Annotated in this window: 21 protein-coding genes and 1 tRNA gene; 13 read left to right on the top strand and 9 right to left on the bottom strand. The window is 62.7% G+C overall.

Going from position 1 to position 17,371, the window contains the following annotated elements; genetic code table 11:
- The first annotated feature begins 64 nt into the window (after positions 1 to 64).
- From QRN42_RS12280 to QRN42_RS12270, 3 genes are all read left to right on the top strand, one after another.
- Positions 65 to 241, top strand: a complete 177-nt coding sequence (locus QRN42_RS12280; RefSeq protein ID WP_284977096.1) for a CsbD family protein — start codon at positions 65 to 67, stop codon at positions 239 to 241.
- Positions 242 to 337: 96 nt separating this feature from the next.
- Positions 338 to 598, top strand: a complete 261-nt coding sequence (locus tag QRN42_RS12275) for a DUF4235 domain-containing protein (RefSeq protein ID WP_284977095.1) — start codon at positions 338 to 340, stop codon at positions 596 to 598.
- A 2-nt stretch (positions 599 to 600) separates the two neighbouring features.
- Entirely contained in the window at positions 601 to 960 is a 360-nt protein-coding gene (locus QRN42_RS12270) for a VOC family protein (RefSeq protein ID WP_284979423.1), read from the top strand.
- A 7-nt stretch (positions 961 to 967) separates the two neighbouring features.
- On the opposite strand, the gene QRN42_RS12265 is transcribed toward QRN42_RS12270, so the two are convergent.
- The gene (locus QRN42_RS12265; protein WP_284979422.1) at positions 968 to 1,483 is read right to left on the bottom strand and encodes a VOC family protein; all 516 of its coding nucleotides are present in this window, start codon (positions 1,481 to 1,483) and stop codon (positions 968 to 970) included.
- Between the two features lie 82 nt (positions 1,484 to 1,565).
- Here QRN42_RS12265 and QRN42_RS12260 point away from each other — a divergent pair, with 82 nt between their 5' ends.
- Both QRN42_RS12260 and QRN42_RS12255 read left to right on the top strand, forming a co-directional pair.
- The gene (locus QRN42_RS12260; protein ID WP_284979421.1) at positions 1,566 to 2,354 is read left to right on the top strand and encodes an AraC family transcriptional regulator; all 789 of its coding nucleotides are present in this window, start codon (positions 1,566 to 1,568) and stop codon (positions 2,352 to 2,354) included.
- Positions 2,355 to 2,426: 72 nt separating this feature from the next.
- The gene (locus QRN42_RS12255; RefSeq protein ID WP_284979420.1) at positions 2,427 to 2,960 is read left to right on the top strand and encodes a DUF2127 domain-containing protein; all 534 of its coding nucleotides are present in this window, start codon (positions 2,427 to 2,429) and stop codon (positions 2,958 to 2,960) included.
- A gap of 29 nt (positions 2,961 to 2,989) precedes the next feature.
- On the opposite strand, the gene QRN42_RS12250 is transcribed toward QRN42_RS12255, so the two are convergent.
- Entirely contained in the window at positions 2,990 to 3,952 is a 963-nt protein-coding gene (locus QRN42_RS12250) for an iron-sulfur binding domain-containing protein (protein ID WP_284979419.1), read from the bottom strand.
- A 105-nt stretch (positions 3,953 to 4,057) separates the two neighbouring features.
- Here QRN42_RS12250 and QRN42_RS12245 point away from each other — a divergent pair, with 105 nt between their 5' ends.
- The gene (locus QRN42_RS12245) at positions 4,058 to 4,765 is read left to right on the top strand and encodes a hypothetical protein (protein WP_284979418.1); all 708 of its coding nucleotides are present in this window, start codon (positions 4,058 to 4,060) and stop codon (positions 4,763 to 4,765) included.
- A gap of 51 nt (positions 4,766 to 4,816) precedes the next feature.
- Here QRN42_RS12245 and disA read toward each other — a convergent pair whose 3' ends face one another.
- The 4 genes from disA to QRN42_RS12225 all read right to left on the bottom strand — a co-directional run bounded on the left by disA (position 4,817) and on the right by QRN42_RS12225 (position 9,443).
- Entirely contained in the window at positions 4,817 to 5,893 is a 1,077-nt protein-coding gene (gene disA / locus QRN42_RS12240) for a DNA integrity scanning diadenylate cyclase DisA (protein WP_284979417.1), read from the bottom strand.
- Positions 5,894 to 6,111: 218 nt separating this feature from the next.
- Positions 6,112 to 7,485, bottom strand: coding sequence for a DNA repair protein RadA (radA, locus tag QRN42_RS12235; protein WP_284979416.1), 1,374 nt, complete (start codon positions 7,483 to 7,485; stop codon positions 6,112 to 6,114).
- Between the two features lie 32 nt (positions 7,486 to 7,517).
- On the bottom strand, positions 7,518 to 8,219 hold the full coding sequence (locus tag QRN42_RS12230) for a phosphatase PAP2 family protein (RefSeq protein ID WP_284979415.1): 702 nt from the start codon (positions 8,217 to 8,219) through the stop codon (positions 7,518 to 7,520).
- A gap of 96 nt (positions 8,220 to 8,315) precedes the next feature.
- The gene (locus tag QRN42_RS12225) at positions 8,316 to 9,443 is read right to left on the bottom strand and encodes an FUSC family protein (protein WP_284979414.1); all 1,128 of its coding nucleotides are present in this window, start codon (positions 9,441 to 9,443) and stop codon (positions 8,316 to 8,318) included.
- A gap of 272 nt (positions 9,444 to 9,715) precedes the next feature.
- Here QRN42_RS12225 and pstS point away from each other — a divergent pair, with 272 nt between their 5' ends.
- From pstS to pstB, 4 genes are all read left to right on the top strand, one after another.
- Positions 9,716 to 10,834, top strand: coding sequence for a phosphate ABC transporter substrate-binding protein PstS (gene pstS, locus QRN42_RS12220; RefSeq protein WP_284979413.1), 1,119 nt, complete (start codon positions 9,716 to 9,718; stop codon positions 10,832 to 10,834).
- Positions 10,835 to 10,963: 129 nt separating this feature from the next.
- Positions 10,964 to 11,896: a phosphate ABC transporter permease subunit PstC gene (pstC, locus tag QRN42_RS12215; RefSeq protein ID WP_284977083.1), complete on the top strand. Its 933-nt coding sequence runs from the start codon at positions 10,964 to 10,966 to the stop codon at positions 11,894 to 11,896.
- Positions 11,897 to 13,000 (top strand): phosphate ABC transporter permease PstA, encoded by a 1,104-nt coding sequence (gene pstA, locus QRN42_RS12210; RefSeq protein WP_284979412.1) that lies wholly within the window; start codon positions 11,897 to 11,899, stop codon positions 12,998 to 13,000.
- 67 nt (positions 13,001 to 13,067) lie between these two features.
- Positions 13,068 to 13,847 carry a phosphate ABC transporter ATP-binding protein PstB gene (gene pstB / locus QRN42_RS12205; RefSeq protein ID WP_284979411.1) on the top strand — a complete coding sequence of 260 codons (780 nt, stop codon included), beginning with the start codon at positions 13,068 to 13,070 and terminating at the stop codon, positions 13,845 to 13,847.
- 26 nt (positions 13,848 to 13,873) lie between these two features.
- Here the strand turns inward: pstB and QRN42_RS12200 are convergent, their stop codons facing one another.
- The 3 genes from QRN42_RS12200 to QRN42_RS12190 form a co-directional block, all read right to left on the bottom strand.
- Positions 13,874 to 14,890: an inorganic phosphate transporter gene (locus QRN42_RS12200; RefSeq protein WP_284979410.1), complete on the bottom strand. Its 1,017-nt coding sequence runs from the start codon at positions 14,888 to 14,890 to the stop codon at positions 13,874 to 13,876.
- A 1-nt stretch (position 14,891) separates the two neighbouring features.
- On the bottom strand, positions 14,892 to 15,509 hold the full coding sequence (locus tag QRN42_RS12195; protein ID WP_284977079.1) for a DUF47 domain-containing protein: 618 nt from the start codon (positions 15,507 to 15,509) through the stop codon (positions 14,892 to 14,894).
- Positions 15,510 to 15,804: 295 nt separating this feature from the next.
- Positions 15,805 to 16,464, bottom strand: coding sequence for a hypothetical protein (locus QRN42_RS12190; protein ID WP_284979409.1), 660 nt, complete (start codon positions 16,462 to 16,464; stop codon positions 15,805 to 15,807).
- Between the two features lie 134 nt (positions 16,465 to 16,598).
- Between QRN42_RS12190 and QRN42_RS12185 the strand changes: the two genes are divergently transcribed.
- The 3 genes from QRN42_RS12185 (at position 16,599) to QRN42_RS12175 (ending at position 17,371) form a co-directional block, all read left to right on the top strand.
- Positions 16,599 to 16,671 (top strand) — tRNA-Lys (locus tag QRN42_RS12185).
- Positions 16,672 to 16,846: 175 nt separating this feature from the next.
- On the top strand, positions 16,847 to 17,080 hold the full coding sequence (locus QRN42_RS12180) for a hypothetical protein (protein ID WP_284979408.1): 234 nt from the start codon (positions 16,847 to 16,849) through the stop codon (positions 17,078 to 17,080).
- A 141-nt stretch (positions 17,081 to 17,221) separates the two neighbouring features.
- The gene (locus tag QRN42_RS12175; RefSeq protein ID WP_284977076.1) at positions 17,222 to 17,371 is read left to right on the top strand and encodes a hypothetical protein; all 150 of its coding nucleotides are present in this window, start codon (positions 17,222 to 17,224) and stop codon (positions 17,369 to 17,371) included.

The raw sequence follows: 17,371 nt of genomic DNA, 5'->3' as shown, positions 1-17,371 counted from the left end.
TGCTAAGTATCCTGATAAGTGATCTTGTAGAGGTACAAGGTTCCTACGACGAAAGAGGTGCGACATGGGTGCTGACGACAAGATGCAGAACGCTGGCGAGAAGCTCGGTGGTAAGGCCAAGGAAGCCGCTGGCAAGCTGACGGACGACAAGGGCCTCGAAGCCGAGGGCAAAGGCGACCAGGTCAAGAGCGACCTCAAGGGCGCTGGCGAAAAGGTAAAAGACGCCTTCAAGAAGGACTAGGAATGTTGACAGGGCCGCTGCGGTTGCAGCGGCCCTGTCGTGTTTTAGGCATGGTTTGCAGGAGCCATGCGTGGGATTTCCAACGAAGGATTCAGCGTGAATGTATTGGTGAAACTGTTCGGCATTGCGGTCAGCCTTGGGGCCGGAGCGATCGCAAACAAGACGCTTGAGGGTCTCTGGCAGAAGAAGACGGGAAAGCCTGCCCCCAAGGACGGGACCGATCTTGACGACTCCCTTCCCGGCGTCCTGGTATTCGCTATTGTGTCCGCGGCCGTGGGCGCAGTGGTCCACGTCCTGACCCAGCGAGGCACCAAGAGCGCACTGGCCCACATGAAGAAGACGGCAGACGAGGTTTAGCCATGGCGATTGCAAAGAACCCAAGCACGGTCATCGACTGCCCGGATGCGCCCGCACTGGCAGCCTTCTATGGCGAATTGCTGGGCTGGGAAGTCACCGGCGAAGGGGACTGGTTGGATATCCGCCCCAGTGACGGCAGTAATTGCATCTCTTTCCAGCAGGTGGACGTTTACCAGGCGCCTGTGTGGCCCGGCCAGACCATCCCGCAGCAGATGCATTTGGATGTATCCGTGGAGGATCTGGACAAGGGCGAAGAGGTTGTCCTGTCCTTGGGAGCGACCAAGGCCGACCACCAGCCCGGCGAAACGTTCAGGGTGTTCCTGGACCCGGCAGGGCACCCGTTCTGCCTCTGCGCGTCCTGACTGGGGCCTAGCCCTGCTGGGCGGCCCATTCCTCGACACGGCGGTTGCTTTCCTCTTCTGAGAGATCCTCCACGCGAGTCATGACGGACCAGCGGACGCCGAACGGATCCCGGATGCTTGCGTAACGATCTCCGGAGACAAACGTGGTCAAGGGTTCCCGGATGGTAGCGCCTGCTTGCTCCGCTTTTCGCACCAAACTGTCCGCATCGGGGCAGTACAAGCCCAAGGAGTAACAGTCGTCTTCTCCGTCGGGAGCTGGGACGAGGTGGTAAGCGGGGTTGGGTTCGCCGAGTTGAAGGTGGCCGTTTCCGAAGTCAAGCTCCGCGTGGACCACCACTCCGCCCATTTCCGTTGCGCCTACAACCCGGGCACCGAAGACTTCGCTGTAAAAGGCGATGGCCTCCTTCGCATTGGGTACGGCAAGGAACGGTGTCAGGCTGGTCAGGCCGTTGGGAATCCCGTTGGTGGTGTGCTCACCGTTGGCGCCGGTTGTTGTTGTCTGGGTGCTTGTAGTATCTGTCATGAGAACCACGCTAGGTGCTGCCCGGTATCCAGCGCTTGGAGATTCGCGACAGCTTCAAGACTGTCCTCGGACGGGGGATGTGATGGAGGGATCCACCAAGGGAATCCTGTATCCGGCGCGGCTTCCGACTTTTAATCGTTTTCCTGCACCGACCTCGGTTGCGGACGTGGTGCAGTGGTTCTGGATTCCGGAATGGGACATCGAACCGGGGAGGACGTCCCGCCAACACCTCATCGCCTACCCGGCGTGCAACGTGGTGGTGGAACGCGAGGGTGTTATTTTATCGGGGCCCACCACCCGCGCCGCGTACCGGGACCTGAGCGGGAGTGGTTGGGCGGTTGGCGCACTTCTGCGCCCCGCAGCTTTGCCCCTTCTGGGCCATGATCCAGCCAGCTTGCGGGACTCTGAGACAGAACTGGCCGCGGAGGACCTCCACCGGGCAGTGGCCACCGCAATGGACTCGCACGACGTCGGTGGCCGCCACGAGCGGGCAGTAGGCGCCTTCGTGCAGTGGCTGGGCTCCGGTGGCCACGTTGCGTCCGAAGAGGCACTTCTGGCCAACCGGATGGTGGACCTCATAGCCGCAGAACCGGAGCTGGTCCTGATGGAGGATGTCGCATCCCGCTTGGCGGTGTCTCCCCGGACCCTCCAACGGGTGGCCAAGAAGTACGTCGGTTTGAGTCCTTCCGCCCTGATCAGGCGTCGCAGGCTACAGGATGCGGCCGAGCGTGCCCGGTCCAATCCGACGGCGGACCTGGCCGCAATCGCCGTCGAGCTCGGCTACGCAGACCACGCGCACCTCACCAATGATTTCCGCAAGTATCTGGGCTTTACGCCCAGTGGGTACCGGCGTTCCGCTGGCCAGACGTAGTAGGGAACCGCACGCCACGTCCGGGCAAACAAGCAGGACGGCTACGGGGCATAGGTGCGTAATATAGTAAGCATGCTTACAAGTGGAGGGCGATCCGGGCAGGGAGCTTCAGCCTCATCAGCGGTGCCCGCAGAGTCGGCACTTCTTGATAGGACGTTCAGGGTCAGCCTTATCCTGAAGGGCTTGGACGGTGTTCTGGAGCTGGTCGGCGGCGTCCTGCTGCTATTGGTCACGCCGCGCCAGATAGGGGACCTGGTCCGGTTTCTCACCCAGCACGAGTTGGCCCAGGACCCCAATGATGTTGTGGCCAACAGCCTGCTTCATATGACTTCCAGCCTTTCGGCGTCGGCATCCCTTTTCGGGGCGATCTACCTTCTCCTTCACGGATTGGTGAAGATCGTCCTAGTTTGGGCTGTCTTGAAGGACAAGCTCTGGGCTTATCCGTGGATGATCGCTTTCCTGCTGGTCTTCATCGCCTACCAGACCTACCGGATCCTCGTCGCTTTCTCTTGGGGAATGGTGCTCCTGACCGCGTTCGACATCTTCATCGTGTGGATCACCTGGCGCGAGTACCGCCTTCAACGGATCCGAAGGGTGAACGCTTAACAGTTGCCGCTACGCCCCGGCAGTTGAAGCTACACCGGAAGCCGCAGCCCGTCGTCGTCCATTTCCGCCAAACCGTCGCTTAGCAACCCGTCCAGCGCGCGTTCAAGCTGCTCCGGGGCGGTGTTGAGCCGGTGCAGCGCGGCGAGCGGAACCCCGACGCCGCTGGGTGCGAACCCCAGGTCCGCAGGTGCCTGCTCGAACATCGCAAGCGGGACCGGTGCCGCAGCTTCGCGCAGCACAGCCATCACGGCACCGCGCACCTGGCGGTCGGTGCCGTGCCAGGACTGGCCCTTGGGCGTGTACGACGGCGGCGGCTCGCCCGCTGCCACCCAGGCGCAGCCGGCGCGAACGGGGCAGTCGGCGCACTTGGGATTGCGGGCCGTGCAGATCATCGCCCCTAGCTCCATGACGGACGCATTCCAGCGCACGGACAGCGCCTGCTCGTCCGGTAGGAGGGCCTCTGCTAGGCGCATTTCCCTTGCCGTCAATGCCGGGCCGGGAAGCGCAGTCCCGGAAATGAGCCTCGCGTGGACACGCCGGATATTGGTGTCCACCACTGTTTCCCGGCGACCAAAAGCAAAGGCAGCGACGGCTGCGGCTGTGTAACTTCCCACGCCCGGCAGCCCCAAGAGCTCGGAGTAGTTGTCCGGCACTGCGCCGCTGTGGGAATCGCGAATGGCGACGGCGGCAGCGTGCAACCGCAGCGCCCGCCGGGGATATCCAAGCCGGCCCCAGTGCCGTACAGCTGCCCCGGAAGGTTCTTCGGCAAGCTGGCTTGGTGTGGGCCACCGTTCCATCCATTCCCGCCAGACTGGGAGCACCCGGACCACGGGGGTTTGCTGGAGCATGACCTCGCTGACCAGGATGCCCCACGCGCTGCAACCGGGGTCCCGCCACGGGAGGTCACGAGCCGCCTCGGCGAACCACTGATTCAACGCATCGTGGAGCTTGTGAAGCTGATCGGCGTGGGGGATAGCGTCTGGAAGTGTCATACTGCGTCCACTCTAATCCAAGCGTGCGGCAGGACATTGCAGCCGATTGGGGCCATGCGGCGTGTAGGTTAGGTGCCTGGATGCAGCCACGCCTAGCCTAGAGTCATGGTCAATCAGGGTAAGCAGCAGTCGAGCGCGCGCTCATCAGCGTCGGCTAAGGGTGCTGCCCGCGGTTCGTCTGCCGCAGGGACTCCCACCAACCGCCGGCCCCCGAGCCCGGCGGTGTACCGGCGTCGGAGGTTGGTTGCGCTCATTGCATTGGTGGTGGTTCTCGCGCTGCTCGTGGCCGGGGTGATGGCTGTAAGCCGTGCCCTCGCCAGCAAGTCCTCTCCGCAGGCGGTCAGCACGCCGGCGGCATCCGCAACAACGACGCCGGTGATCTCACCTTCTGCATCGCCGACGCCAAGTCCGTCGGCCTCGCCTGTCTGCGACCTCAACCTCATGAGCGTCTCGGCAAAGACGGACAAGGCATCCTATGGAGCTGACGAGAAGCCGGTGCTGACCATGACAGTGACCAACGGCGGGGCGGCCCCGTGCCAAGTCAATGTTGGTACGTCCCAAATGGAGTATTTGGTGATGAGCGGCTCGGACCGGATCTTCTCCTCGAAGGATTGCCAGACCGGGGCGGTGGACCTGATCAAGACCATCCAGCCCGGCAAGAGCGAGACCGCGAACTTCTCCTGGCAGCGCAACCGCACGGTGGAGGGCTGCGGAGTGGTCAACGCCAAGCCCGGTGGCGGCGGGGCTTACTACACGTTCGAGGCGCACCTCGGGAACAAGACCAGCCCCAAAGCCGTCTTCCAGCTGAACTGACGGCGAGGCGGGGCCTGCCAGACGGACCTGCCTGGCGGAAGCGGAATCGACCTAGAGGAACCTGTCCAGCAGGCTGGCCTCAGCCATGCGACTCAAGCCCTCACGGACAGTCCTTGCACGTTGATCGCCGATGCCGTCCACGGTCATGAGGTCATCGATGGTGGCGGCCATGAGGTTCTGGAGGCCGCCGAAGTAGTCCACCAAGCGATCGGCGACTGCTTTAGGCACCGACTTTAGTCCCGAGAGGAGCCGGTAGCCACGAGGTTGGACCACGGCGTCCAACTGCTCAACACCGCCGGCGAATCCGATGATGTGGGCAATCCTGCTCAGATCTATCAGCTCTGTAGGCCCAAGGTTGAGGAGGGCCTGCACGGAGTTTTCGATGTCCTCCGGGCTGGCATCAGGATCCGAATAGTCCCGGATGATCACATCACTTCCGGGGCCACGGCTCATAGTGAGTTCGTCGACCTGCAGGGACAGCAGGCGCCCATCTTCACCGAGCTCCAGGACGTACTGGGCGATCTCCTCGGAGATGCGGCGCACCATCTCTTGACGTTGCAGGGTGACCGCAACATCCCTGACGGTAACCAAAGCTTCGATCTCCAGGGCGGAGAGGGAACTGGTGACTTGGTCCAGCCTCGCGCTGTACCGTTCCAGGGTTGCAAGCGCCTGATTGGCCCGGGCGAGGACTTTCTCGGAGCCCTCCAATACGTGGCGCAGCCCGTTGACGTACAGCGCGATGATCTGCATGGACTGGCTGACGGAAATCACCGGGACGCCGGTCTGGATGGCAACACGTTCGGCGGTGCGATGCCGGGTGCCGGACTCCTGGGTTTCGATACTGGAGTCCGGTACCAGCTGGACGGCGGCGCGGACGATGTTGCTGGCATCCTTATCGCAAATGATGGCGCCGTCCATCTTTGCCAACTCACGGAGCCGCGTGGGCGAGAAGTCGATGCCGATATCGAACCCGCCGGAGCAGATGGAATCGATGGTCCTGTCAGCGCCCAAGACAATCAGCGCGCCGGTGCGTCCACGGAGGATGCGTTCGAGGCCATCCCGCAAAGGAGTTCCGGGTGCGACTCTGGCCAGAGTCGCTTTGAGCGATTCTTCCGGGCTCCGGGCCATAGGGTTTCCCTTCGAAGGTGCAAGCCATGGCTCGCAAACAAGCTGAATCCGGCATCCGAAGGACGTGAAGAAAATGCCCTGATGACGACTAGCACAATGATAGGGCTTCGCAGCACCGTTAACCGCACCAGCAAGCCTGAAAGTGGGTCATATCGTTATGTTCCTGATCGCCCCAAATGCTTGGCCGATGCGGTTAACCCATGGCCCATTCCGGACCCCTAACTGATCAGAAGTTCCAGTGCCTCGGCCAAGTGGCCCACTTCGCGCACGGAAAAGCCGTCCGGGATAACCCCGGCACCGGCCGGACTTGCAGGAACGATCGCATGCGTGAACCCAAGCCGGTGCGCCTCCTGGATCCGCTGGTTGATCCCGGGAACCGGGCGAACCTCTCCGGCCAGGCCTACCTCGCCGAACGCGATCAGCCGTTGCGGCAAGGCCTTCCTGGCTTTCGCCGACGCAACAGCCAGTGCAACTGCCAGATCCGTGGCCGGTTCGCTGAGTTTCACCCCGCCCACTGTTGCCACATAGGAGTCGTCCTTGTGCAGCATGCAGCCGGCCCGCTGCTGCAGGACCGCCAGCAGCATGGCGACCCGCGAGCTCTCCAAGCCACTGGTGGCCCGGCGTGGTTGGGCGTTGGCGCTCTCTGCCAGCAACGACTGGACCTCTGCCAGCAGGGGCCTCCTGCCCTCCATGGTGACAGTGATGCAGGTTCCCGAGACAGGCTCGCGCGTGCGCGAAACGAAGAGGCCGCTTGGGTCGGCGAGGCCCTCGATGCCGGCCTCGTTCAGGTCGAAACACCCGACGTCGTCAGTGGCTCCGTAACGGTTCTTGACTGCCCGGAGCAGCCGGAGCCTGGAGTGGCGCTCTCCTTCGAACTGGCAGACCACATCCACGAGGTGCTCCAACAGCCGCGGCCCGGCGATGGCGCCGTCCTTGGTCACGTGGCCCACCAGCAGCGTGGTCATGTTGCGCCGTTTGGCGGCGGAGATGATGGAGGCAGCCACTTCACGCACTTGCGAAACACCGCCGGCGCTGCCCTCGACATCGGCGCTGCTCAGCGTCTGAACGGAGTCTACGATCAGCAGTTTCGGCTCGAGCTTTTCCACTTGCCCGAGTGCCTGCCCCAGATCGGTTTCCGCCGACAGATAAAGGGTATGGGCGACGGCGTCGATCCGTTCCGCCCGGAGCTTCACCTGGGCCGCCGACTCCTCGCCTGTGATGTAGAGGACATCCTGTCCGGTACGGGCGAACTTGGCGGCGACGTCCAACAGGAGCGTGGACTTTCCGACGCCTGGTTCCCCGGCGAGCAGGATAACGGCGCCAGGTACCAGGCCTCCGCCCAGAACTCGATCGAGCTCGTCCACCCCCGTGGGCAGGAACGCCGCGGTGGTCCCATCCACCTCAGCGATCCGGCGGGCTGGCTCCAAAACTGTGGCGGCCGGCGTCGTACGCGCTACTGTGGCGCCGTACTCCTCAACGGTGCCCCATGCCTGGCATTCACCGCAGCGGCCCACCCACTTGATGGCGGTCCAGCCGCATTCGGCGCACTTGTAGGCGGGTGTCTTGGAAGCACGTGAGGTCTTTGAAGCCATGGGTCCAAGGGTAGCCGCGTGGACTGACAGTATTAGCGGTCGACCGATCTGCCGTAGCGCGCGGCGTCCACGAAGACGGCGATACCGGTCACTCCGAGGGCGACTCCCATCGATGCGACCACGTCAGTGAGCCAGTGATAGCCCAGGTACAAGCGGCTATAGGCAACCAGGAGGGTGAGAATCAAGGCGCCCGCGAAAGCCAGCACCGCCTTGGCACGGGTCCCTGAACGGGACACCAAAAGATACGTGAGGACCAAAGCGAAGATCCCGGCACCGAGTGTATGGCCGGACGGAAAGGAAAGGGCGTCATCGGGGCCCATGAGGAAATCGGCGGATGACGGCCTGGAGCGCGCAACATCGTGTTTGATCAGCGTTGAAAGGATCACAGCCACCACCATGGAGCCGATGAGCAACGCGGGGCGCCACAGTTCGCGCTTCCGGACGGCCCAAATTAAGGCGATGAGCACCCCGATGACGGTCATCCAAAGAGGCGACGTAACCGTGCTTAGCGCAGCCAACAACGCAGTGGCCGCCGGGTTTCGGGAGCCGACCATGAAGCTGTGTACGGCTACATCAGAGGTGGCCAGTCCGGTCCCGGACAGCACTGAGGCAAACATCAGCCAAAAGATGGCGTCGCCGAGGAGCAGCAGTCCGCCAGCCCAGAAGAACAGGGGGCGCTGCGGCAGCCGGAGGGCCGGGGCGGCGCGGAACCGGGTAGAAAGCGCAGAGATCATTGGTCCATTTTGCCCCACTACAACGCGTCTTACCTTGGAGCACGCTGGGAGCGAGCTGACAATAAAAGCGTTGCCCCTACGGGCGCGGAAGCTGGCCTACAAAGGAGGCAAGACCGCCCGGGCTTCGTCGGGGTCCATCCCACTGGCCTCCAGCAGGTCCACCATGAGTGGCCGGAAAAGCATCACCACGGTCTCGCCTTCGAGCCTCTGGACATCAAGCATCTTGGGATGGAGGCGCGAAGCCACCATGCTCAGGTCATTGCGGGCGCTGCGAAGATGGGCCCGACGCGTCCCTTCGTTCTGCTCGGCCAGGCCTATGGTCATCTCATCGATGGCCGCAGCGGTCTCCTGCAGGACTTCGGAGATACTGTCCACCGCCTCATCGGATAACGCCGCGTGGTTGATGGCACTGGTCAGCCGCCGGGCAAACACCCGGCTGTTGCGGAGGGCAAGGTCGATGTATTCCAACGACTGCTCGAGGCTGGCGAGCTCGTCCCGGTGCCTCCGATGGGCCGGGGCAAGGGTGGCAACTTCACCCGAGGCCCGGAGCGTTTGCCTCATCCTGTCCACCAATGGCTGGCAATTACGCCCACGGATCAAGGCATGCCAGGCAACGGTGGAATCGGAGTTGATCAACGCCTTGGCGCACTCGCGCAGTACCTCCGCGAGCTCGTAGAGGATCTGCTCTACGTCCTTCCGCGGTTCCCTCCGCGGGTCTTTTGGCACCAGCACGGTGACGAGAAGGGCGCACACGCCTCCAACCACTGCGTCCAAACTTCGCGTGAACGGGCCCCCCGCAGGCGCCGGCAACAACACCACCAGCAGCGATTGCAGGCCCAGCTGCGTGGTGAAAATGACCCCGCTGTCCAGGAACCTGGCAAGGAGGATGGAGAACAGAAGCACGACGGCGGCCTGCCAGATTCCGGCGCCAATCCAATGGAGCAGAAGGTCGCCCACCACGATGCCCAGCGTGCAACCAATCCCGACTTCCATGACCCTGCGAAGGCGCGGGTCACGGGAAAAGCCGAGGGCGATCAACGAAGAGGTGGCGGCGAACAGGGGCCCTTGGTGTCCCAGCACGTATTCGGCGAAGGCGTAGGCGCCCACCGCGCAAGCGGTCATCTGGATGGCAGGCAGCAACGATTTCCGGCTTCGAACCAAACCGGTCCTTAAGCGGGCGCTCAAGAACCTCTTGCTTGCGGAGAGTCCTTTCGCGGCAGCCATGTGCTCCAGTCTATTTGCCCCGGCAGTCTATTTGGGCCCCAGGCTATGCGGCCCCCGGCCGGGACCGATGAAATCCTGCGTGCCTCTTCAAGGTGCCACTCGCCACATAACCCAATGGTCCGCCGTCGTTCACCTCCTGTTCACCTTTCTCCACAGATCCCGTTACCTGCGCTCCTTACCTTCAGTAAAGGAACAAAAGGTCCCACAGCTCACGCACGCCGAAATCTCCGTTCGGCCCGCATCAGAGAAATCCCTGGAAGGGGTACATCCAAGTGAAGGCAACTCGCTTCGGCCGCAACGCGGCAATCGCGGTCATCGCAGTTGGCGCTCTGGCGCTCACTGCTTGCGGTTCAGACAACGCAACGAACACTTCCGCTGCCACGCAGTCGGCATCCGGCGCCAAGGTCACCGGCACGTTGACCGGCATCGGCGCTTCCTCCACCGGCGCAGCAATGGACGCCTGGAAGGCCGGTTTCGCCACCGCCAACCCCGGTGCCACTGTTCAGTACTCCCCGGACGGCTCCGGCGCGGGCCGTAAGGCAATCATTGACGGTTCGGCGCAGTTCGCCGGTTCGGACGCCTACCTGACCGACGCCGAGCTCGCGAGCTCGAAGGCCAAGTGTGGCACCGACGGCGCCATCAACATCCCCGTTTACATCTCCCCGATCGCGGTGGCCTTCAACATCCCGAACGTCAAGGAGTTGAAGCTCGACGCCGTTACGGTGGCCAAAATCTTCCGCGGCCAGATCACCAACTGGAACGATCCCGCGATTGCCGCGCTCAACGCCGGCGTCACCCTCCCGGACCTCAAGGTCACCCCGGTGAACCGCTCTGATGACTCCGGTACCACCAGCAACTTCACCGATTACCTCTCGGCTGCCGCTCCCTCGGTCTGGACCGACAAGGCCGCCGGCGTTTGGCCTGCTTCCCTGAAGGGCGAGAACGCCAAAGGCACCTCCGGCGTCGTGAAGACCGTCACCGACACCCCGGGTGCTGTGACGTACGCCGATGACTCCGCCGTTTCCGGCAAGCTGGGTACCGCTTCCATCAAGGTTGGCCAGGACTTCGTGAAGATCTCCGCCGACGCCGCTTCCAAGGCTGTTGAAGCCGGCAAGCCCGTCTCCGGTCGCGCCACCAACGACGGTGCCATCAAGCTGGACCGCACCACCACGGCTGCAGGCGCCTACCCGGTAGTGCTCGTTTCCTACCACGTTGTTTGCACCACCTACCAGACCCAGGCAGTTGCCGACCTGGTGAAGGCTTTTGAAACCTACGTGGTTTCCGACGACGGACAGAAGACCGCCGCGGATGCCGCCAAGTCCGCGCCGCTCTCCAAGACGCTGCAGGACAAGGCCAAGGCTGCTATCGAAACCATCAAGGTCAAGTCCTAAGGTTTCCGACGGGGCTTTCCGAGCCCGGTTGCACACTGCTGATTCCCTGTCCCGCCCGGAGCGAACCGCTCCGGCGGGGCAGGGAATCAGCCATGAAAAACCAGTTCACTGAGACTGAAGGATTCCGAAGTGACCACCAACTCCCTGACAACCTCCCGAAGTGCCGGACGCACTGGGGACAAGGTCTTCTCCACGGCCGCCATGGCGGCAGGTTGCCTGATTCTGGCGGTTCTCTTCGGAGTGGCGTTATTCCTGGTAGTGCAGGCGATCCCGGCACTCGTGGCGCCACCCGAGAGCATCCAAGGTGGCCAGGGCTTCTTCGCCTACATCGGCCCCATCGTGGTGGGAACACTCATCGCCGCGGTGATCGCCCTCGTCATCGCCACCCCCGTTGCCATCGGCGTGGCCCTCTTCATCTCCCATTACGCTCCGCGTCGGCTCGCCTCAGGGCTGGGCTACGTGGTGGACCTGCTTGCCGCAATTCCTTCCGTCGTTTACGGCGCATGGGGAGCCGCATTCCTGGCCAAGGAAATTTCACCCGCCTATGATTGGCTGGCGAAGAACCTGGGCTGGATCCCGCTCTTCCAAGGCCCCGCATCGGCCACCGGAAAGACCATCCTCACCGCGGGCATTGTCCTCTCTGTCATGGTCCTTCCCATCATCACGTCCCTCACCCGCGAAATCTTCCTGCAGACGCCAAAACTGCACGAGGAAGCTGCGCTCGCACTTGGTGCCACCCGCTGGGAAATGATTCGCATGGCCGTGTTGCCGTTTGGCCGCGCAGGCATTGTCAGCGCCGTCATGCTGGGCCTCGGCCGGGCGCTGGGAGAGACCATGGCGGTTGCGTTGGTCCTTTCCTCCGGAGTGTTGACTGCCAGCCTCATCCAGTCCGGAAACCAGACGATTGCCGCGGAAATCGCCCTTAACTTCCCCGAAGCCAGCGGCCTGAAGGTCAACACCTTGATCGCCGCAGGTTTGGTGCTGTTCGTCATCACACTGGGCGTGAACATGATTGCCCGCTGGATAATCACCAGGCACAAAGAATTCTCGGGAGCCAACTAAATGACCGCCACAGTAGTCCGCAAGCGCTCTGCGCTCACCAAGGGCCAGCTGCCCAAGTTCGCGCCGTATGTTGTCCTGGTCATCGCTTTGGTGGTTGGCGCCGCGATCCTGGCGCTCATCGGGTTCAACGCTTTCGGTTGGGGCCTTGTGTCCGCCATCTTGTTCACCGTCGGCCTCGTTTCCTGGAGCGGCGCCGTTGAAGGTTCCCGCAAAGCCAAGGACAAGCTCGCCACCTGCCTCGTTGTTGGGGCTTTCCTGATTGCACTCCTGCCCTTGATCTCGGTGATCTGGACGGTGCTGGTCAACGGCATTCCCGGGCTCACCGCACCTGGCTTTCTGACGACGTCGATGAATGGCGTTACCGGGGCGTTCGACAACAAAGCAATGGACGGTGGGGGCAAAGTCGTCGGCGGCGTCTACCATGCCCTGCTCGGCACCCTTGAGATCACCCTCCTGGCAACTGTCATCTCCGTTCCCGTAGGCCTGCTCACCGCTATTTACCTCGTGGAATACGGCAACGACCGCCGGTTGGCACGGGCCATCACCTTCTTCGTGGACGTCATGACCGGCATCCCGTCCATCGTGGCCGGCCTCTTCGCCGCAGCATTCTTCTTCGCCGTTGTTGGCCCCGGCACCAAGACCGGCGCCGTTGCCGCCGTCGCGCTTTCCGTCCTGATGATCCCTGTAGTGGTTCGGTCCAGCGAGGAAATGCTCAAGATCGTCCCTAACGAGCTCCGCGAGGCCTCCTACGCGTTGGGCGTGCGCAAATGGCGCACCATCACCAAGGTGGTTATTCCGACGGCGATCTCCGGCATCGCGTCCGGCGTCACCCTGGCAATCGCCAGGGTCATCGGCGAAACGGCACCCATCCTGGTGACCGCGGGGTTCGCGACAACCATCAATAACAACGTGTTTGGCGGATGGATGGCGTCACTGCCTACGTTCATCTACACGCAGATCCTGAACCCGACGTCGCCCTCCAACCCCGAGCCCTCGGACCAAAGGGCATGGGGTGCGGCGCTGGTGTTGATCATCCTGGTGATGCTCCTGAACCTCGGAGCGCGCCTCATAGCCCGTCTGTTTGCACCGAAGACGGGCCGGTAGGTAGCGGGCTATCGCCTGACTGCCGGCCCTCCGATAAACTTCCAACCCTGAGGAACAAAGGAACACCATGTCCAAGCGCATCGACGTCAAAGACTTGAATGTCTACTACGGCAACTTCTTGGCCGTAGAGGACGTCAACATCCACATCGAGGCCAAGTCAGTGACGGCCTTCATCGGACCCTCCGGTTGCGGCAAGTCCACCTTCCTCCGCACCTTGAACCGCATGCACGAGGTCCTCCCGGGCGCGCGGGTGGAGGGTGAGGTCCTCTTGGACGGGGACGACCTTTACGGTCCCGGCGTGGACCCCGTCACGGTACGCACCCAAGTGGGCATGGTTTTCCAGCGGCCCAACCCGTTCCCCACCATGTCCATCCGGGATAACGTGCTGGCCGGCGTGAAGCTGAACAACAAGAAGATCTCCAAGGGCGCCGCTGACGCTTTGGTGGAGAAGTCCTTGGTCGGCGCCAACTTGTGGAACGAGGTGAAGGACCGCCTGGACAAACCCGGTTCGGGCCTCTCCGGCGGGCAGCAGCAGCGTCTCTGCATTGCGCGTGCGATCGCGGTCGAACCCCAGGTGATCCTCATGGACGAGCCCTGCTCCGCACTCGACCCGATTTCCACCCTGGCCGTTGAGGACCTCATCAACGAGCTCAAGGACCAGTACACCGTGGTGATCGTGACGCACAACATGCAGCAGGCTGCCCGCGTTTCTGACAAGACTGCCTTCTTTAACATCGCCGGAACGGGAAAGCCCGGCAAGTTGATCGAGTTCGCGGACACCACCAGCATCTTCAACAACCCCGGCCAGAAAGCTACCGAGGACTACGTCTCCGGCCGCTTCGGATAGGGACCCGCCGTCGTCGTATTGACCGGTTAGCGCCGGACCAGCGGCGAGAACGCCAGTTCCAGAACGAATGCCGCGGCTGCCGCGACCACTGGCGTCGCAACCCAGAACAACAGGATCCTGCGGACCAGGCGCCTGTTGGTTCCGGCAAAGCGTTGGTTTGTTCCCGCTCCCAGCACGGCCGAGGTCAACGTGTGGGTGGTGGAGAGCGGGAGGTGCAAGCCGATAGCGCCGATGAAGAGCATCACGGACGTGAGGGTTTGTGCCACGAAGCCCCTCAGCGGGTCCACCCGGAGGAGCTTGTAGCCGAGGGTGTGCGATATCCGCCAGCCACCGAACAACGTTCCGGCCGTGAGCATGACGGCTGTCAGGAGCAGGACCCAGAGGGGGACCGCGTCCCCGCCCGTGAGTCCGGCCGCCACGAGCGCCAAGACCATGACGGCGGCCGTACGCTGCCCGTCCTGGAGTCCGTGTCCGAAGGCAACTGCGGCCGCCGAAACAGCTTGGGCCCGGCGGAAGCGGCTGTTCACCACATTGGGTTGGCTGTAGCGGGCTGCCCACGTTACGGGCCACACCAATAAGTAGGCCCCAACAAAGGCAATGACGGGGGAGAGCAGCAGCGGCAGCACCACTTGGGCGAGGATGACGCCGTCGAATCCCCGGATGGAGTCACCGCCCACCAGCACGCTCGCAGTTCCTGCGCCGATCAGGCCACCCACCAATGAGTTGGTGGAGGACAAGGGGATCCCGCCCCACCACCCGTAGATACCCCAGAGGATGCTCGCCACCAGGGCGGAGGCCAGCATGCTCAAACCCCCGGCCCCGCTGGGCAAGGTCACCCAGGACTGGGTGAAGGCCAGGATGAAGCTGCCGCTGAGCATGACGCCCAGGAAACTGAAAACGCCGGCCAACAGCACGGCAACAGACGGCGTGAGGGCTCGGGTCCTGGTAGACAGCGCGACGGCGTTGGAGACGTCGCGGAAACCGTTAAGGAACGCGAAGCCGGAGGCAAGGCCCACCACGAGGACAAGGAATGCGACGGTCACCCTACGATTCCTTGACGATAATGCTGCCTACTTGGGTGGCAACCTTTCGCATATCCTTGGTGACTTCCACCAGCTGGTTGGCGATGTCGCGATGGCGTGCGTACTGCGCTGATTTCATATCCTTGAGCATCTCCGCAACCCAGATGCGGTGAGTCCGTTCCGCGCGCTTGGCAAGCCTGAGGATCTCTATCCAGTAGTCCTCCAGCTCATCAAGGTCCTCAAGTTTCCGCATGGCGTCGACTGTCAGTTCCGCTTGGCGGCTGATGATTTCGAGTTGGTCCGCAGCCCGCTTGGGCAGCCTGTCCAGCTTGTAGAGAGCCACCAGCTCGCCAGCAGCATCGAGCTTCTCCATCGCTTCGTTGAGGTGCCGTGACAGGGTGTACATGTCTTCACGCGGAAGCGGGTTCACAAAGCTGGTACGCATATGGGTCATGAGCGCAAAGTGCAGGTCCAGGGACTGGGACTCGTGCTCGTGAAGTTGCTCGGCCAGGCGATCGAGCTCGTTGGAGGGCGTGCCCAGAATCTCCGAAAGGGTGCCGGTGGCGGCTACGATGACGCCAGCCATCTGCGCAAGCAATGCCAGCCCGGCAGGTTCCTGGGGAAAAAGGCGCAGCTTCATGTCACTTCCGGTCCGGGGACGGATTGGCAATGGCAGCACCGACGTGCCGGCGGCCATTTAAGTGTCAACTTTACCGGTCCCGCGGCGACTGGTGCGAAGAAGCCGTTTGCAGTGCGCTGGGGCATAAAAATGGTGCCGAACCGGATACGCCTCTCGGCGGTAGGCCGCTCGAAGCGGCTGTAAGTTGAAGCCCGGGGGTTTCGCGGTTCGACACCAGTTTTAGTTTTCTACGTCGGCCCAGCTAAGTCAACATTGACACGTGGCGCTGCACGTGGGTAGGTTCAGCGCCCTTACTTCAGTCGAGCTCACCCAGGCGCCAAGCGTTCGCTGCATGTTCCAGGTCTTCAGCGGTCTTAACCAATTGATGGGAGTTGCGGGTCAGCTTGCTGGCGTGGCCCTCATTGCTGTGCTCTGCGCCATCGGCCAAGGTGGCTTGACCCAGCGCAACCACGCGGCAGAACGCGGCGGAGCGTTCCAGCGCGACGTCGAAATCGCCGTCGAAAGCTCCAGACAGGATGGCGTCAGCCATCGTTTTCATTTCCTCCGCGCCCGGCGGCTCGGCCGCGCCTGCTACAACGTTGGCAACCTGGGCCGTGTCCCGGCCGGCCCTGAAGTAGACAGAGATCCGTTCAGGATTCTGGACGGTGGCCGCGCGCAGGGCGTAGAGCCGCCACAGCGCGCCGGGGAGAGAGCGTGCGGGGCTTTCGGCCCACATCTCGGCGATGGCATCCAGCCCCTGCTCGTCAGCCAACTTCACCAAGCGATGGGTGACCTTCGGATCATCGCTGTCGCGGCCGCGGCGGACCAAGGCCTGGGCGGCAAGGTGGGCGGCTTCGGAGACGCGTGCGGGGTCGGCGCCACCGGCGAACGGTTCGAAGTCAATGGGTGCGAAGGGCTTGGGCTTGTGGTGCCTGTTTGCGCCGCCGTACGTAGGTGATCCTGGCTGTTCGCTCATGAGTTCACCGTACTCCTGTGCCCTGACGGGGTCGAGTAACGGTTATCCGGGAGCCGGGTAACCAGCCGCGGCGCCCGGTTCCATGGTGGGCTTGACCTTGGGGTACAGTATTCATGGCTGTTTCAACAGCTGGAGGGCCTTTAGCTCAGTTGGTAGAGCATCGGACTTTTAATCCGTGGGTCGTGGGTTCGATCCCCACAGGGCCCACCCTTCAAATCCCCCGGAACCACACGGTTCCGGGGGATTTTTGCATCATCAGTGCTCTGGAAGACGGCATTTTGTGGCCATGCGGGGATCAGTCTCGGGCACATATCACAGATGTATGGTTGTGGTGACGGGGAAACCGCAGGTCCCAAGGCGAGGAAGCCACGAGGGTGCATGTATGAACGAGTACGAGGCTTCGCTGGTGATCAAGTCGGGAGCGGAACTGCTGTCAACGGCTTCCTCCGATCCCCGTTCGGAGGAAGGATATGCGGCGGTCAAGGCCAATATCTCCGAAGCACTCGAGCGCATAGCGGAAGCTCTTGGCAACTTTGAAGCAAGTTCAGGAGTGCCCAGCCGTTCGACCGGTTGGGTTCAGGACCTTCGCCGGATAGCGGACGACCTAGGGGAATGACAGGGCTGAAACGCCGATGACAGCCCTTGCCACTGATTCAACGGTACGGACAGCATCCGATGGACGGCTCTGGGGCTGGATTCGGTGGATAGCTGTATCGTTCGAAGTCAGGAACCTTTCGGTTCCGCTACAGGAGCAATCATGGCTGACAAATCCCCCCGCCAAACAGCATCCAAGAAATCCGCCAAGAGCATCAAGGAAAAGCGCGCCGATAAGAAGGCCGCCGAAGCACCCGCCAGCTCACTCGATAAGGCCACAGCCGCCAAGTCCACAAGCCCGAAAAAGAAGTGA

This window comes from Arthrobacter sp. fls2-241-R2A-200 (genome assembly GCF_030209745.1).
GTDB lineage: Bacteria > Actinomycetota > Actinomycetes > Actinomycetales > Micrococcaceae > Arthrobacter.
This window is presented reverse-complemented; position numbering and strand designations above follow the sequence as displayed.